Origin of the sequence: Paenibacillus tundrae (genome assembly GCF_030812775.1) — a bacterium.
Taxonomy (GTDB): domain Bacteria; phylum Bacillota; class Bacilli; order Paenibacillales; family Paenibacillaceae; genus Paenibacillus; species Paenibacillus tundrae_A.
On the sequence record NZ_JAUSTI010000003.1, the window covers coordinates 84,685 to 102,931 of the forward strand.

Annotated in this window: 12 protein-coding genes; 11 read left to right on the top strand and 1 reads right to left on the bottom strand. The window is 44.4% G+C overall.

All coding sequences use genetic code 11. The features are described from left to right. The first annotated feature begins 127 nt into the window (after positions 1–127). The 9 genes from J2T19_RS06190 to helD all read left to right on the top strand — a co-directional run bounded on the left by J2T19_RS06190 (position 128) and on the right by helD (position 12,431). Positions 128–1,018, top strand: coding sequence for an ABC transporter permease (locus J2T19_RS06190; protein WP_307214155.1), 891 nt, complete (start codon positions 128–130; stop codon positions 1,016–1,018). Positions 1,019–1,047: 29 nt separating this feature from the next. Beyond that, positions 1,048–1,926: a carbohydrate ABC transporter permease gene (locus tag J2T19_RS06195; RefSeq protein WP_128101311.1), complete on the top strand. Its 879-nt coding sequence runs from the start codon at positions 1,048–1,050 to the stop codon at positions 1,924–1,926. Between the two features lie 40 nt (positions 1,927–1,966). Further along, entirely contained in the window at positions 1,967–3,046 is a 1,080-nt protein-coding gene (locus J2T19_RS06200; protein WP_307214156.1) for a glycoside hydrolase family 53 protein, read from the top strand. A 66-nt stretch (positions 3,047–3,112) separates the two neighbouring features. Continuing rightward, complete coding sequence (locus J2T19_RS06205) at positions 3,113–5,185, top strand: beta-galactosidase (protein ID WP_307214157.1); 2,073 nt, start codon at positions 3,113–3,115, stop codon at positions 5,183–5,185. Positions 5,186–5,401: 216 nt separating this feature from the next. After that, on the top strand, positions 5,402–6,841 hold the full coding sequence (locus J2T19_RS06210; protein ID WP_307214158.1) for an NAD-dependent malic enzyme: 1,440 nt from the start codon (positions 5,402–5,404) through the stop codon (positions 6,839–6,841). A gap of 73 nt (positions 6,842–6,914) precedes the next feature. After that, on the top strand, positions 6,915–7,577 hold the full coding sequence (locus J2T19_RS06215) for an HD domain-containing protein (protein ID WP_307214569.1): 663 nt from the start codon (positions 6,915–6,917) through the stop codon (positions 7,575–7,577). A gap of 307 nt (positions 7,578–7,884) precedes the next feature. Further along, positions 7,885–8,949 carry an FUSC family protein gene (locus J2T19_RS06220; RefSeq protein WP_145046141.1) on the top strand — a complete coding sequence of 355 codons (1,065 nt, stop codon included), beginning with the start codon at positions 7,885–7,887 and terminating at the stop codon, positions 8,947–8,949. Positions 8,950–9,167: 218 nt separating this feature from the next. Continuing rightward, positions 9,168–9,635: a pyridoxamine 5'-phosphate oxidase family protein gene (locus tag J2T19_RS06225; protein ID WP_307214159.1), complete on the top strand. Its 468-nt coding sequence runs from the start codon at positions 9,168–9,170 to the stop codon at positions 9,633–9,635. Between the two features lie 420 nt (positions 9,636–10,055). Further along, complete coding sequence (helD, locus tag J2T19_RS06230) at positions 10,056–12,431, top strand: RNA polymerase recycling motor HelD (RefSeq protein ID WP_307214160.1); 2,376 nt, start codon at positions 10,056–10,058, stop codon at positions 12,429–12,431. A 293-nt stretch (positions 12,432–12,724) separates the two neighbouring features. On the opposite strand, the gene J2T19_RS06235 is transcribed toward helD, so the two are convergent. Then, positions 12,725–14,260, bottom strand: a complete 1,536-nt coding sequence (locus J2T19_RS06235; protein ID WP_307214161.1) for an outer membrane protein assembly factor BamB family protein — start codon at positions 14,258–14,260, stop codon at positions 12,725–12,727. A gap of 555 nt (positions 14,261–14,815) precedes the next feature. On the opposite strand from J2T19_RS06235, the gene ade reads away from it, so the two are divergent. Both ade and J2T19_RS06245 read left to right on the top strand, forming a co-directional pair. After that, positions 14,816–16,672, top strand: a complete 1,857-nt coding sequence (ade, locus tag J2T19_RS06240; protein ID WP_307214162.1) for an adenine deaminase — start codon at positions 14,816–14,818, stop codon at positions 16,670–16,672. A 591-nt stretch (positions 16,673–17,263) separates the two neighbouring features. Then, positions 17,264–18,184 carry a hypothetical protein gene (locus tag J2T19_RS06245; protein WP_307214163.1) on the top strand — a complete coding sequence of 307 codons (921 nt, stop codon included), beginning with the start codon at positions 17,264–17,266 and terminating at the stop codon, positions 18,182–18,184. Positions 18,185–18,247: the final 63 nt, after the last annotated feature.

Here is an 18,247-nt window from a genome sequence, read left to right on the forward strand (position 1 = left end):
AAGTAGTTGCTTTTGTGCCATTTATATTGCTTTTATGCGCTGTTTGAGTGCCTCAAAAGCTTGATATAATCGCATTATAAGCCACTCAGGGAGTACTTGAGTAGGAAGAACTACAGGGGGAGCAATCATGAGAACTTTGAAACGTACTTGGCCATTCCACGTAATGCTGCTGCCAGCCATCATCTTTCTGATCATCTTCAGTTATGTGCCTATGGGCGGGATCGTTATGGCATTTCAGAACTATAAGCCATGGCTTGGAATTAGCGGCTCCGATTGGGTCGGATTGGACAACTTTAGATACTTGTTTGAACGTGAGGACAGCTTGCAAGTTATCTGGAATACATTAATCATTGCTGTGCTTAAACTGATCTTTAACTTATGTGTACCGTTTGTCTTTGCAATCCTGTTGAACGAGGTTCGTAAGATGGCTATTCAGCGAACCATTCAAACGTTGGTATATCTGCCCCACTTCTTGTCTTGGGTTATCCTGGGCGGAATTTTGTTAGACTTGTTGTCAACTGGAGGATTGGTGAACCGAGTGCTGGGGAACTTTGGCCTAGGGCCATACTTCTTCCTAGGCGATAACAGCTTGTTCCGACCAACGATCATTCTAACGGATGTGTGGAAGGAATTCGGTTATAACATGATTGTCTTTCTGGCTGCACTTGCCGGTATTAACCCGGCGTTATATGAAGCAGCTGAGATTGACGGAGCGAATCGTTGGAAGCAAACCCTTCATATCACTGTTCCGTCTCTCGTACCGATGCTGATGGTTGTTGGAACACTGGCACTGGGAAATGTATTGAATGCCGGTTTCGACCAAATTTTCAACTTGTACAACCCGCTCGTGTATCAAACAGGGGACATCATCGATACATTCGTATATCGCTCGGCACTGGAAAATGGAGAGATGGGCTTCGCTACTGCGATTGGATTGTTTAAATCCGTTATCAGTATGGTGCTGATCCTCGTATCGTACAGCTTAGCCAAGAAGTATGCCGGATACCGCATATTCTAATCGAATGAACAAAGAAAGAAGGGAATACGATGTATCATAAAACGAGATCATATCGCGTGTTTAACGTTATCAATATCTGCTTTCTACTATTAGTTGCCATCATGTGTATCGTCCCAATGATTCACGTACTGGCCGTCTCCTTCAGTAATAAAGCTGCTGCAGATGCCAACCTGGTCAGTCTCTGGCCAGTAGGTTTCTCGCTTGAAGCTTACAAAAAGACCATGAATAATCCTATTTTCTTGAACTCTCTCTGGATTTCACTGCTCCGTACCGTGATTGGTACAGCGATTACCTTGCTGATTACGTTCTTGGCAGCCTATCCGTTGTCCAAAGAAAACAGTGAGTTCAAAGGTAGAACGATCTACTCCTGGATTTTTGTATTCAGTATGATTTTTAATGGTGGACTGGTTCCATTCTATATGGTTATCCAAAAGATCGGATTGATGGATTCCTTCTGGGTGTTGGTTCTCCCAGGTGCAGTAAACACATTCCTTGTCATCTTGATGCTGAACTTCTTCCGTGGTATTCCAAAAGAGCTGGAGGAAGCAGCACTGATGGACGGAGCGAACCATTTTAGAACATTGTTCAGTATCTTCCTGCCGATCTCCATGCCGTCGATTGCAACCATTGCGTTGTTCAGCATGGTATTTCACTGGAATTCCTGGTTTGACGGATTGTTGTATATGAACAATGCCAAGGATTACCCGCTGGCTACATTCATGCAGACCGTTATTATTAAGCGTGATATGAGTACGATGGCGATGAATCCGAAAGAACTGGAAACGATCTCTCAGACAACGGTAAGAGCTGCACAGATTTTCATTGGTAGTGCGCCGATTCTGATTGTGTATCCTTTCTTGCAACGCTTCTTTGTTAAAGGTATGACACTGGGCTCAGTTAAAGGCTGAGCTCAGAACGTAATTACTTCGTTCAATGGAGGTTGATCGTGTGAATAACCGGTATAGTGGACCATTCATTCTTGGAATGGATGTGTCATTTATGGATGAGATCGAACAACATGGAGGCAGTTTTAGTGATGTAGATGGCAAAGAGCAAGATCTGTTGTCTATTTTGAAACATAATGATACCAACGCCATTCGACTGCGGATCTGGAATGATCCGGTTGGTGGCTTCTGTAACCTAGAGCGTACAGTCGCCGTAGCCAAACGTATTAAGGCACATGGGCTTCAATTTTTGCTTGATTTCCATTATTCAGACCGTTGGGCTGATCCAGCTAACCAGTGGAAGCCGAAGGCATGGGAGGAGCTGTCTTATGAAGAGCTTCAACGTGCGGTGTGCAACTATACGGCAGAGGTTTTACGAACGCTGAAGGAGCACGATGCCTTGCCGGATATGGTGCAGGTAGGTAACGAGATCACGCCTGGTATGCTGTGGGATGAGGGTCGAGTAGGTGGAGAGGAACATGATACCGATGAACAATGGGAACGCTTTGCAGGCCTTGTGAAGTATGGTATCGCTGCCGTGAAATCGATCGATTCAGATATTAATATTATGATCCACATTGATCGTGGTGGCGATAATGCTGAGAGCGTCAAGTTCTATGATCGCTTTGAAGCGCTTGGTGTAGAGTTTGATACCATCGGTCTCTCTTATTATCCTTGGTGGCATGGTACACTCGACGCATTGAAGGAGAATATGCATGATCTGGCGAAACGTTATGGTAAAGAAATTGTTGTTGTAGAGACCGCTTACCCATGGACGTTAGAAGAGCTTGAAGGTCATGAGTGGATTATGAGACAGGAAGATATGCTGTTGCCCGAGTACCCGGCGACCGTCGAAGGTCAACGTCGTTATCTGAGAGATATGTTACAGATTATTCGTGAAGTACCCGGTGGCTTAGGTGTCGGATTCTATTATTGGGAGCCGGCATGGATTCCTAGCAAACCCGAATGGTCAGTTGGACATGCGAATAACTGGGCGAACTTAGCGATGTTTGACTACAAAGGACGTAAGTTGGAATCGTTTGCAGCATTAACGGATGGTCAAGATACATTAATAACTAAATAGTGTATAGCTACAGTTTGAACAGCGTTATCACAACAATAGATTACATCATTAAAGGAGTTTTTCCCTATGACATACAAATTTCCACCTGTAAGCTCGAAAGCACCACACATGCTTCACGGAGCAGACTACAATCCGGAGCAGTGGCTTCGTTACCCTGAGATCCTTGAAGAGGATATTCGCTTGATGAAGCTTGCCAAATGTAATGTGATGTCCATCGGCATTTTCTCTTGGGTATCCCTTGAACCGGAAGAGGGCGTATACACGTTCGAATGGCTTGACCAAGTATTGGATCGTTTTGCGGCAAACGGCATCTATGCTTTTCTAGCAACACCAAGCGGAGCGAGACCAGCTTGGATGTCTGCTAAGTATCCAGAGGTGCTGCGTGTGTCTGAGAACCGTGTTCGTAATCTTCATGGTTTCCGTCACAATCATTGTTATACTTCACCGGTTTATCGGGAAAAGGTGACTGCAATCAACTCTAAGCTTGCTGAGCGTTATTCGGATCATCCGGCAGTGATTGGTTGGCATATTTCCAATGAATTCGGTGGAGATTGCCATTGTGATTACTGTCAAGCAGCATTCCGCGAATGGGTTCAGAACAAATATACAACGCTCGATGAGCTTAATCATGCATGGTGGACTACATTCTGGAGTCATACGATCACAGATTGGAGTCAAGTTGAGTCTCCTGCTCCACATGGTGAGACACAGGTGCATGCCATGAATCTGGACTGGCGCCGCTTTGTAACGGATCAGACAGCTAACTTTATCGTTCACGAAACTAAACCTCTAAAAGCTAAAAATCCGGATTTGCCGGTCACAACCAATCTGATGGAGTTTTACGGTGGGTTGAACTACTGGAAATTTGCTGATATTCTAGATTTCCTCTCATGGGATAGTTATCCGACATGGCATGACGCAGAAGATGATGGGAAACAAGCTTCTAGAATCGCTATGATGCATGACATCGTTCGTTCCATTAAGGGTGGGCAACCTTTCTTATTGATGGAAAGCACACCTAGCTCAACGAACTGGCAAGAAGTAAGCAAGCTGAAACGTCCAGGCATGCATCTGTTATCCTCATTACAGGCTGTAGCACACGGATCAGACAGCGTGCAGTATTTCCAGTGGAGAAAGAGCCGCGGTTCTAGTGAGAAGCTGCATGGTGCAGTGGTAGATCATGTTGGAACAGAACATACACGCGTATTCCAAGATGTGACTGATGTTGGTACAGCGCTTGAAGGCATGGAGGCGATTGTTGGAACAGCGGTTCCAGCAGAAGTAGCCATTATCTTCGATTGGGAAAATCGATGGGCTGTTAATGACTCTCAGGGACCACGAAATATCGGTGTGAAGTACGAGCAGACGGTAGAAGCGCATTACGAAGCGTTCTGGAAAAAGGGAGTGGCCGTAGACGTTATTGATATGGATGCAGACCTCTCCAAATACAAATTGCTTGTTGCACCGATGCTTTACTTGATGAGAGAAGGCGTTGGAGAGCGCATCGAGAAGTATGTTGAGAATGGCGGAACCTTTGTGGCAACGTACTGGTCTGGCATTGTAAACGAGAATGATCTATGCTTCTTGGGTGGATTCCCAGGTCCGCTGCGCAAAACCCTGGGAATCTGGTCAGAGGAGATTGATGGATTGCATGATCGTGAACTTAACGGAATCATTCCAGAGAAGGGTAATGAGCTTAAGCTGAATACAGAGTATGATGCAATTGAGCTGTGTGACCTCATTCATCTGGAGGGGGCGGAATCCCTGGCTACGTATCGTTCTGACTTTTATGCAGGACGTCCTGCACTGACGGTCAATCGTCTTGGATCAGGTAAGGCATATTATATGGCGGCACGTCTGAAAGCACCATTTTATGATGACTTCTACGGTAGATTGATTCATGATCTGAACATTGAACGTGGATTGCAAACAGAGCTTCCAGCAGGAACCACTGCTCATACTCGAACCGATGGAACAGCAGATTATGTGTTTGTGCAAAACTATACATCGGAGACGAAACAAGTGCAGCTGGATGGTCAGTCCTATACCGACCTGCTTCGTGGAGAAGCGGTTCCAGCTCAAATCACACTGCAACCGTATGATACCCGTGTATTGCGCAGAGCTGTAGAGCGTAAATAAAAATAAACATCTTATCAAGGCCACCTTGAACGTCGTTTAGGCGTGTAGGGTGGTCTTTTGCATGGGTTAGGTTAGTCTGTGATCTCAAGGCTATATTCATGATGCCAATGAACCCTTTTAGACTTTTTCTGGGTAAGATAAAGGAAAAGAGTGCATGTGCAGCGAAGAGAAAAAGGTAACATGCAACTCAAGACTTACAGTCTGGGAGGAATTGGAATGAATCAAAGGAATCTAGATGGCAACAGCATTATTATTCGGCTGGAAATGACAACGAAGGATATCAAGTTTGGCGAAGTGGCATCGGCCATCTCGGAAGCTGGCGGAGACATCATTGCCATTGACGTGATTTCAACGAACCAGGATGTTAGTGTCCGTGACTTAACTGTGGCGGTAACTGATTCGCAGGATAACAGCAAAATTATAGACGCGGTGCGCGAGCTAAAAGGCGTATCCATCGTTAACGTATCAGATCGAACGTTCCTCTTACATTTGGGAGGTAAGATTGAGGTAACACCGAAAACACCGATTCATAACCGGGAGGATCTGTCCCGTGTGTATACACCTGATGTGGCTCGCGTGTGCTCAGCCATTGCGGATGAGCCGGGCAAAGCCTTTTCACTAACAATTAAGCGTAACACTGTAGCCGTTGTATCGGATGGAAGTGCTGTTCTTGGTCTTGGCAATATTGGCCCGCGTGCCGCAATGCCTGTAATGGAAGGGAAAGCGATGTTATTCAAACAATTCGCTGGTGTGGATGCTTTTCCAATATGCCTAGATACGCAGGATACCGAGGAAATCATTCGAACTGTGAAAGCGATATCACCGGCATTTGGTGGTATTAATCTGGAGGACATTTCCTCACCACGGTGCTTCGAAATTGAACGCCGCTTGAACGAGGAGTTGGATATCCCTGTTTTTCATGATGACCAGCATGGCACAGCAGTTGTGTTATACGCCGGATTGATCAATGCATTGAAATTGGTCGGAAAGTCGATTACGGATGTGAAGATCGTCGTATGTGGTATTGGTGCGGCAGGCGTGGCTTGTAGCAATATTTTGTTGTCCGCAGGGGCGAGTCGACTAATTGGTGTAGATCGTGAAGGTGCTCTTGTACGCACCCAGACATATGAGAGTGAGGTCTGGACCGATTACGCGGCTCGTACGAATCCGGAGCTTGAGACAGGCTCCCTACGAGACGTTATCCGTGATGCAGATGTATTTATTGGTCTCTCACGAGGCAATCTGCTATCTAGGGAAGATGTACAATCGATGGCGGCAGATCCTATTGTATTTGCCATGGCGAATCCTGTTCCAGAAATTATGCCTGCCGAGGTGGAGGATATTGTAGCCGTGATGGCGACAGGACGTTCGGATTACCCGAATCAGATCAATAATGTGCTTTGCTTCCCGGGTATGTTCAGAGCTGTGCTGGATTGCCGTGCGACAGAGATCAATGAAGAGATGAAGTTAGCTGCGGCGAAGGCCATTGCTGCTGCGATCTCTGATGAAGAGCGTTCTCGCTATTATATTATCCCCAGTGTGTTTAACGACAAAGTTGTCAAGGCGATGCGTAATCGTATTGTCGAGGCCGCGGTAAAAACAGGTGTGGCTCGTCGTGTACCACGGGAACAAACGCGTGAAAGCGAGGAATTGTAGGATGGGTGAGCATGCTTCTGAGCGATCTACAGCCAATCTGCAGGATTCAGGTATGAACCATCAGACCGATGGCATGCGGGTTGGCGAGGGAATTCTTCAAGCCGCGCGTACCTTTGTTCAGGCAGATTTAGCAGAACATGCGGATGGCCATGACTGGTCTCATATTGAGCGGGTCACTGCTCTGGGGGTAGAGATTGCTCATCGGATGGGAGCAGATCCATTTATCGTGGAGCTCGCAGCGTTACTGCATGATGTGCCTGATGAGAAGCTGAATACAAGCTTGGAGGCGGGCATGGCGAAGCTTCACGCATGGCTGGATACACAGCCGCTTGAGGCAAGTACACGAGATACGGTCGTGAGCATTATCAGTACGATCTCTTATGCAGGTGGACAACGTCCTGAAGTCTTCAGCTTAGAGGCCCAGGTTGTACAAGATGCAGATCGTCTCGATGCGCTAGGAGCAATCGGGATTGCTCGTGCTTTTTCATTTGGCGGTTCCAGAGGACGGCAGATGTATGATCCTACCCTTCCCCCACGGGAACAGATGACACGGGAGGAATATCGCAATGGGCGCAGCACAACGATTAACCATTTTTACGAGAAACTGTTTAAGCTGAAGGATCTTATGAATACATCATATGGTAAAGAGCTGGCGGAGGAACGACATGCTTATATGGTGCAATTCGTAGAACAGTTCAAACGTGAGTGGGAAGGAACTGATAAAGACAACATATGAGCGTATCCTGCGTTATTTAGGGAATAACAACGAATAGCGTAATAGCATGAATAGACCGTTTCTCTTTAGCAGAGTTCGGTCTATTTTTGTTCTAACCCATCCAAAGTGGAGTCAAAATCGCTTCTATCCTTTCAACTAGCGTGTATGAATGTACTTTCGAATAGCACAGACTACATATTCCGTGGTACAATGAATCGTTCTTGTGAGAATATGACATGAATATAAAGGTCAATACAATGAAATACGGGGTAATAATGATTAATAATGCAGTTTACAGAAAAGATAGGTTAGGTAAGGAGGGGTTGCCGTGTCGTTCGGAGCACGAGTGCTTAAGACAGGGATTGCGGTAACGCTTGCTCTGTACCTCAGTATGTTTCTTAACCCGCAGTCGCCTGTGCCGGCTGCGATCGCGGCGATTTTTGCCATGCAGCCATCCATTTATCGATCATGGAAATACTTCTTGGATCAGTTGCAGACAACAACACTGGGTGCCATTGTTGCGCTACTTGGTGGTATGGTACTGTCCAATGAACCCATAGCGGTTGGGTTGATTATTGTGCTCGTCATCATGATCTGTCTTAAGCTGAACATGGGTGAAACCGTTGGTCTGACATTGGTTACCGTTGTTTCTATTATGGAAGCTTCGGGAGATTGGCATTTTGCACTGAATCGGTTTCTCTTAACACTTATTGGTATCGTGTCAGCCTTCCTCATCAACATTACAGTCTTCCCTCCCAAACCGAAGGTGCAGTTTGTGAAACAGATTCAGAATGTATTTAACAGTATGTCGCTCTTGCTACGAACGTCCATCTCAGATGAGATTAAGGAAGCTGTATTCCGAGACGAGAAGAGCAATTTGGGAGGCTCCATTAAATCCCTGTCAGATAAGTACAATTTGTTTGAAGAAGAACAGAAGAAGATGAAACGCTCGAAGTTCAGTCAGACCCGCCAAATGGTTGTGTATAAGCAGATGTTACTGAGTCTGCAAAAGGGTTATGAAGTATTGGATTCTGTTGAACGTCACTATTTCCAAGCACAGCGAAGCCCTGAGTTAGATCGTTTCTTCGATACTCACTTGGAGAGATTGATTAAATTTCACGAGCATGCCCTTCTCAAATTTGAAGATAAGCTGAAGCCTAATGGTGAAGAGGCGGAGCAATTTATTTTGGACAATGATCATTTTATGGAGCAAGCGATAACGGAGTTTGATGTTGACCAGAACGGCATGCTTCGACTGTCTATTGTTGCTGCGGCGATCTATGATTATGGCTATCAGTTGGAGCGCCTCAACCGCCTTGCTGATCATGTACACAGTGGAAGCGATGATAAGGACTCACAGGATCATATCCTGAATTGGATTAAGTGGCCTTAACAGTGAATTGCAGTTGGTGGCATACTCATATACAATAGAACCACAACTTAGCCCGGGCAGCCTTGTCCGGGTTATTTTGTTGCAGGTATACCAAATCATTAATATGATAAATGCGTTCAAAGTTTAACCCCTTATTCAATACTGAGATGCCACTAGGCACCTTTGTAATCAAAAGTGGACTTTCGGAACTACCTCTATAATGAACTGAAGGAGATATTATGACTTCAATAATAACAGAACTTAACCCTGAATTAATGCAGTGGTTCGATGGACAGCATGTACAACATAAAAAACATGAAGCGATGCAGCTTCTAACCGTTTCAGAAGATGCATGGCCACATCAAGCCATGATTAGTGTGGGAGAACTGGTTGCGATAAGTCCAACCGTGCTGAGAATTGCATTGTGGTCTGGCACGCAGACAAGCCAAAATATGGAGCGGACAGGCAAGGCTACGTTGATCGCCATTATAGATCATCAGTTGTTAACCATTCGACTTACGTTACGTGCGCTTCCTCCCTTACTTGAGTCTGTTCATCCAAGAGATCGCTATGAAGGTGAGATCAGGAGTATTCGTGTAGATCATGCACCTTACGCGGATATCACTTCCGGGATTACCTTTCAATTGAAGGATGAGCCTGGCACATTAAAGCGGTGGGAAGAGACCATTGCAGAGTTACGACTATGAGATTGCTTAAAGATCTCTTATCCTTACGTAAACAATCATAATTACCATGTGAAATTATCTATATCGATCCATATGGTGGGTAATAATAAGCTAAGGAAAGATGATGTTGCATAGGATATATGGGGTGTTGGAGAAGAGTTAACAGCAGGGTAGTATGTCAATAAACGAAATAAACCAAGAGCTTACCACAATACATTGAAGAAGTAGGCGTTAGAAAGTAACATTAGAAAACAACAAAAAACACCTCCACTTGCATCGGGACGTTGTCACTGGTACAATAAAAAATGGTTTTCAAAAAAATTAGAACTAATTGACATAAATTTAAAATGTTTACTTTCTAATAATTATACCATGGCCTAGTCGGGCATGTCAAATGGGCTTTTGAGGACACATTCCGGGGAAAGAGGGGCATAGGAATATATGAGTACAGATCAGCAATGGAGCGAAGAACAGCATCGGGTCGACAGTGTAACCAATCAGATTGAACGTAAAATTACAACTCTTGAACAAGAGGTTGGTTCCTTTAGAGATGAAGTTGTAGAGATGAGAAAGGACTTCTGGGACGAGGTTACCATGAACTTTAGTGAAGCCGATGATGTAGGAGAAACCTCTACAAGTATGCGGCAGCAGTCACAGGTTCTATCGGATCGGGAACGTAGTCATTTGAATACGGCAGCGGCACTCGACAAAATGAAAAGACTACATCACTCGCCTTATTTTGGACGCATCGATTTCAAAGAGGACGGATATCCGCAGGCAGAGCGCATTTATCTTGGCATTGCTTCCTTATTGGATGAGAAGGAGGAATCCTTCTTGGTGTACGATTGGCGTGCCCCAATATCCAATCTGTATTATGACGGTGCGCCAGGGCCCATCACATATGAGACACCCAGCGGTGAGATTAGCGGCGACATTGAAATGAAGCGGCAATTTGTCATCCGTGAAGGTCGTATCCGGTTCATGTTTGACACAGGTGTAACCATCGGTGATCAATTGTTGCAGGCCGTTCTGAGCCGGACGTCAGATGCGCAGATGAAAAGTATTGTGGCGACGATCCAGAGAGAGCAGAACCGCATTATCCGTAATGATCGAACACGTATGCTGATTGTACAGGGGGCTGCAGGAAGCGGCAAAACGTCGGCTGCCCTTCAGCGTGTAGCCTATCTTCTATATAAATACCGCGAACATTTGTCAGCGGATCAGATGGTTCTTTTCTCGCCAAACCCAATGTTCAATAGTTATGTATCAACGGTATTACCTGAGTTAGGGGAAGAAAATATGTTGCAAACGACGTTCCAAGAGTATTTGGAACGCCGTCTTGGACGGGAGTACCAGCTTGAGGATCCGTTTATTCAGCTTGAATATGTGCTCTCGGCTACAGAAGACGCAGCTTACCCTGCACGTATGTCTGGGATTCGATTCAAATCGTCTGAATCTTTCCTGAAGGTGATCACGAAATATAAAGACAACTTAATGCTCGCTGGTATGAAGTTCAAGCCGGTTCGTTTCCAAGGACGTGCTGTTGTTACGGCTGAAGCGATGGAGGAGAAATTCTACAGTTATGAACCATCGGTGAAGCTGGTGAATCGGCTCGAAATGTTAAGAGACTGGATGTTGAAAGAGCTCTCCGCATTCGGGAAAAGTGAACTAGAGGCACCTTGGGTAGATCAGCAGCTTGATCTGATGGAGCCAGAAGAACTACAACGAGCGTTCCAGCGTCTGAAGCGTAAACAAAAAGGGAAGGTGGATACATTTGATGATTTTGTGCAGGAACGCGAGATTCTTGCCAGAATGGTTGTAAGTAGTCGCCTTAAGCCTTTACGAAAATGGATCAAATCGTTGCGCTTTGTTGATGTTCGCAAGCTTTATTCACAATTGTTCAAGGATCAAGGACAGATGGTTCGACTGCTGGATAACGAACCATTGCCTGCATACTGGGAAGAAATCAGCGATATGACTCTTCGGAGAATGAAAGAACAAGAGCTTGCTTATGAAGATATCACACCGTATCTGTACTTACGTGAACTATTGCTTGGGTTCCATATTAACTCTAACATCCGGCATGTAATTATTGATGAAGCTCAGGATTACTCTGCGTTCCAGCTGGCTTTTATGAAAAGACTGTTTCCACGAGCCAAGATTACAGCGCTTGGTGATTTCAATCAGGCGATTTATGCCCATTCCTCTGTGCTGAGTGGGACAGGACCATTGACGAATCTATACGGCCCTGAAAATACCGAACTTATTGAGTTAACCCGTAGTTATCGCTCAACCCAAGAGATTGTGGAGTTCACAAAGGGAATGGTTCCGGGTGGAGAAGAGATAATTCCGTTTAATCGCAGTGGGGAGAAACCTCAAGTTATTGTTACAACGTCTGAGCAGAAGCATCTTGATCTGATCACTGCTGACCTTAACGCCTTAATTGAGGAAGGATATGAGTCCGTAGCAGTGATCTGTAAGACCGCAGAAGAAAGTAGAGAAGTGCATGAATCACTCAGTAAGGTATTAACTACCGCGCCGAAGCTGATCAAGAAAACGACGCTAGCGTTCGAACGAGGTGTTCATGTCATACCTGCCTACTTAGCAAAAGGTGTAGAGTTTGATGCCGTACTTATCTACGATGGTTCTGAGGAGCATTATGCCCAAGAGCATGAGCGCAAGTTGTTCTACACGGCGTGTACACGGGCTATGCATTTGCTTCATATCTATTGTTTAGGTCAACCGAGTCCATTTATTACTTCGCAATCTGAGACATTATATGATACGGGGAAGGTGTCCGCTGTTCAGGCGGATTAGGCAAAGTGATATAGACTTAATGGTAATTAGACAGCGAGGCTGTCTCGAAAGTCGGAAAAACATACGGAGTAAAAGATATCACAGCCTTAAGCTAAAATGGGACAAAGCAGAAGTTTTCTCTGCCTTGTCCCATTTGCCTTTTTGATGCATATATTCACATGATAGGGGTGGGTGCGAGTTGGTCAGCCCCTAACCATAAGTCTATAGTTTAAACTAAAAATTAATGCGGCTTCTACAAAAAAAGAGGCTATCCCAAGCCATTTTAATGACGTATGGGATAGCCTACATGAATATTAGTATTCATTTACCTCGAAAGTAATGATTTTGTCGTAAATAATGTAATCTTGTCTTTGTTTAAACGGACCAATGTTATTGTTATGTTTGTTAATGGCAAATGTAATTGGTGCACCTATTGCTCTGTTTTCGTACCATCTAATAAATTCTTGTACTTCTGCCATTGAGAGATCGTATTCTTTAACTGTTCCGTTAATCAGGGTCAGAACAAAAATGGCACGATCACCTACAGGGTTTGGTTGGTTTGGTTCTTCTGGGTCAGGTGTCTCCGGGTTTGGTGTTTCTGGATCCGTTGGAATCTCTGGGTCTGTAGGCTGCTCGTTATCAATTGGGAAGTCTGACTCATGGAGATCATTAGTTCCTGTTATGAGCATAAGGGTGTTTAGGGAGTTCACTAACAGATCTCCATTTTCGGCAATGGAGATAAAACCACTTAAACCAAAATTATTACTAAATGAGCTATGTACCTGACCGTCAGGAGTAACAGCACTAATGCCAAGAGTACTATGTTGGACAAAGATCATCCCAGTTTTATCAATTACAGCATTACTAGTATTATTTCCAACTGTCTCTGATGTCCATTTAATTGATCCATCGAGATTAACCGCTGTTAGTTTATTGGAAGTAATATAAAGTGTCTCTCTTGCTTCATCTAACAATAGACCCGAGTTGGTATTTACATTATCTAATTGTAAAGTCCAGTTCAGATCCAGATTAGGGCTTATTGAATAGATTGTAGCATTGTTACCAGTAGTCATAACGTATATATTACCATTTTTATCGAGAACTGGAGCGCCACGTTTCATTGATATTTGGTTTGCGGCAGATCCGTTCAGCTTTTTATTCCATTTGAGAGTGCCATCAGGATTAATTGCAGTTAATGATAGTCCGCCGTTCATATGCGCAATGTATACTGTTCCGTCAGGTGCAATAGCTGGATGACTATTATAGTTACCTATTACACCCTTATAGGACCATAACAATGTTTTGTTTGTGAGATCGAATGCATGTAAAGTTCCATTTCCAGTTCCTAAATAAGCGACATTGTTTCCGCTGATCGCATACTCTCTTATTGATCCACTGCCTGGATAGGCTATTTTTGAATGAAGTGTTCCATCGGGATTAATGGCGTATAAGTTCGTTCCACCGATAGTAATAATTAGTCCATCTTTACCTATAATGGGTTGATTTGTAGCCTCTTTGAATGTCCATAACGGTGAGCCATTAGCCGAAACGGCACGAAGTCCAGAAGAAGTTATAGTATAGATAGTTCCATCTTTTCCGATAACAGCAGGATATCCAGCCGTCGAACCAGGAATGCTCCACTTCTCTGTAAAATTACCATCAACAGCGTCGAATCTTGATTTTCCTGTCCAGTTAAATTTGGTAGGTTGTACTGCTTCGAGATCATATCCTCCAACAGAGTATCCGGATCCTTGCTCGAAATCAGGCGTGGCGGCGTGAGATACCCCTCCCAGTAAGGATAATGCGATTGTAAACCCGGTTAACAAACTAATGCTCTTCTTAAATCTCAATCTAAATCCATCCTTTCAAAAAAATATGAGTATGTAATTTCGTCTAACAATGTGCTTAAGTTTTATCGGTTCTAATTCATCTAATGTTTATAGATATATTAAAATTGTCTTTTCATACTAAGGAGATCCACTTCCGAAGCATCATAAATGAGAATTGAAGCAATCAGTAGAGTCTACCCGATGATATGTTAACGGTTCGGTATTATTAAATGCGGATATTGAAATATTAAATTGTTGATGGAGACAACTAAAGGAGAGTATCTGTCTCGAAAGTTCAATATACCGTCTTTAGGTTAGCTCCTGACACCTGAAGCAAATTTGTACTTTAACCTGAACACCTGTACTTTCTGCAATTAAACCATCCTATAGTTTTCTACATATTTTCTGACATTATGGACGAGCAAATTTTGCGGTTTGGATACTTTGGATAAATTTTGCATCTGAATTTGGATTTAAACACAATTGGTGTAAATGTTCTTTACACTTAGAGTTCGGGCTCATATAATCGAAACAATATACTTTTTTGGAGCGTTTAATTCAGGAGGAGGCAACAACATGAACCAATCATCTTTTGACCGACCGCCAATGGCGGATTGTGTACCTGATCTAGTGGCAACAGCACGTGGAGACTTGCCAGCAACCTTGGTGATTCGTGGCGGGACACTGGTCAATGTAATATCCGGTGAAATTTTAGAAGGTATGTCTGTGGCTGTGCAGGGCGCACGGATTGCATATGTCGGCAAAGATGTAAGTCATACGATCGGAGAACACACTCGAATCATCGAGGCAAAAGGCAAGTATATAGCTCCGGGACTACTGGATGGTCACTGCCATATTGAAAGTACGCAGATGAAGGTAACAGAGTTTGCACGAGCCGTGCTTCCGTCTGGTACAACGGGTGGATTCTTTGACCCTCATGAAATCTCCAATGTTCTTGGACTTGAAGGTCTCAGAATGATGCTTGATGAAGCACGGACGACACCAATGGCTGCGTATATGCAGGTTGCGTCATGTGTTCCTTCCACACATCCTGGTTTGGAGACCACAGGGGCTCATATTGGCCCAGAGGAAGTCGCTGAAGCTCTCTCTTGGGGGCCGGATATGATTGGTCTCGGAGAGGTCATGAATTTTCCAGGTGTGGTGTACGGAGATGAAACGATGATTGGAGAGATTCAAGCCACGCTTCGAGCAGGCAAAGTAGCTGATGGACACTTTACCTGGGCAGCAGATGATTGGCGTTTGCCAGCCTATGCGGCCAGTGGCGTTACTGGAGATCATGAATGTGTAACGAAGGAAGATGTGGTTGAACGTCTGCGTCTAGGCATGTATGCCAAAATGCGTCAAGGATCAGCTTGGCATGATGTAGCTGAGACGATCAAAGCTTGCACGGAGCTTGGTTTGGATACACGCCGGATGATGCTGGTTACGGATGATCGCAGTTCAGAGTCGTTGCTGAAGGAAGGACATATGGATTTTGTCGTGCGTCTCGCGATTTCACAGGGCGTGAAGCCGGTAACAGCATTTCAGATGGCAACCATTAATACGGCTGAGCGATTTGGTGTGGCCCGAGATATTGGCGCAATCATCCCAGGTAATATTGCTGATATTATTTTGCTGGATGGGCGACTCGCGGATGTGCGTGTTGGTATGACGATTGCGGCTGGGCAGGTCGTGGCTGAGAATGGTCAGATGACTGCCGTGTGGGACGATTTCATCTATCCTGAAGAGGCATTGAATACGGTGAAATTGGAACCGACAATCACGTCAGAGCAGATGGAACTTGCTGCGCCGATTGAAGAAGGCACGATCGGGGCTAAGATTATTCATGTAACGGAGAATCATGTGGATACGAAGGAAACACATCTTCCTGTTGCTGTACAGAATGGTCGGGTTGTAATATCTACGACAGGCGATGTATGTAAAATTGCAGTGCTGGAGCGTCACAAACAAACTGGGAACCGAGCCGTAGCTTTAGTTGGAGGTATTGGCTTCACTGCACCAGCGGCCATCGCAATGACGGTAGCTCATGACAGCCATAATCTATTGATCATCGGTAATGATGATGCTTTGATGGCTGAAGCAGGGAACCGGGTCATTCGCATGCAAGGTGGCGTTGCAGTAGTAACAGGTGCAGGAGTGACGGAGTTCCCGTTACGGATTGCCGGATTGATGTCAACGGAGTCTTTTGAAGAGGTGGCTGTTCAATCCGCCGCCGTTAGCGAAGCGTTGCAATCGGTTGGCTGTACACTGAATAATGCATTTATGACCTTATCATTGCTGGCATTGGTTGTCATTCCAGAACTGCGGTTATCTGATAAAGGGTTGGTACGGATCTCGGCAGAAGGGATCGAGCTGGTTTCTTTATTTGATGAGACGGCAGAGAACGTGAAGGCTGCCCCGGCTGGTTCGTAAGTATTTTAAACATCATTATAACGTTATATTGAAATTGAAATGACTTGACGATAAATGAGCAAGCCATCTAGAGCGGATCTAGATGGCTTTTTTGTGCTTTTACGGAGCAAGACATATTCAATTTTGTACTTCAAGGCGAGGATGAAACGGAGCGATTGCGGAAAATTGTCTAAAAAGAAGAGTGAACTGTCGGAAGCAGTGAAATGATTCGTCGGACGTAGCCTAGCTGAAGTTTGTCGCAGAACTCAACAGAGGGATATAGTAAGCGATTCATTTTGAACAAACTAGGAAGAAAACGCTTCCTAGGTCTTCTGTCGGTAGGTTTCTTATGTTCATAATGACTGAAGTCGTGTGTGATAATACGTTTAAATAAGAGAAAATATTGTTAATTGAGACTTTAGAACTATAAATACAGAAGTGTGAATACCCGAAATAATGTTATATGATTCTTTCGTCGTAAGTCTTAGAGATGACATTGCATATAGAAGCAATTCACTAGAGAAAGCCTTTGGTAAATACGCCAAAATGCTTAAATTACGACAGTTTTTTTGCCGGTGCTAAAGGTCAGAACATTTGAGGGAGTGTACGAATATGCAACAGAAGTCCAAATATCATTTTATCAAACTTGTCAGTTGTCTAATCCTCGTCGCAGGTGTTACGTTTTCATCGAAAACCATTGCGGATGGTTCGGTTGAAAGTTATGAGAGCATTCATGGTGCGATTGAACAGCCGATCCGGGCTACATGGGTTTGGGACACTACTCAGATTCAAAGCCGTCCACAAGAAGTACTGAAATTTGCCAAAGAAAAAAAGGTAAATACAATCTACCTGCAATTGAATCGGGATGTGAAAATCCCTTATTATACAAGCTTTATTCGTGAGGCTAGAGCGAACCATATTGCAGTGGATGTGATGGATGGCAGATCCGCTTGGGGATTGACCGAAAGTAGAGGGCAAATCGCTGATTTTCTAAACTGGATTGAAGCGTATCAAAATCAGGTACAACCCAATGAGAAATTTGCTGGCATTCATTTGGACATTGAACCCCATGTGCATCCACAGTGGAAAACGAATCAAGCGAGTGTTATTACGCAATGGATGGGAAATGTAGAGTACATTATGGATCGTGCTAAACAGATGAAGATGACAGTTGGGGCAGATCTGCCGTTCTGGCTGGATAATTACAAAGTTCCTGGTTCGACTCAGGCGGTTAGCAATTGGATGATTCAGAAATATGATTCAATCACAATCATGGCCTACCGGGATACAGCAACTGCAATTTATAATGTGGCGAAGGATGAACTCATCGATGCAGCACAACAAGGCAAGAAGATATCCATCGCTATAGAGACGAAGCAAAGTAAAGAGGGCGACTTTATTACCTTCTATGAAGAGGGTTCGGAGTACATGGAGTCTCAGCTTAAGCTGGTGGAGAATATGGCAAAAGTACATTCATCCTTTAACGGATTCTCAATTCACGAGTACACATCTTGGAAAACGTTAAAGTACTAGTGAGTAAAAGGTTTAACTTTAATGTAGAAAAACAGAAAACACCCTTCCCAAAGATGTCGCGAC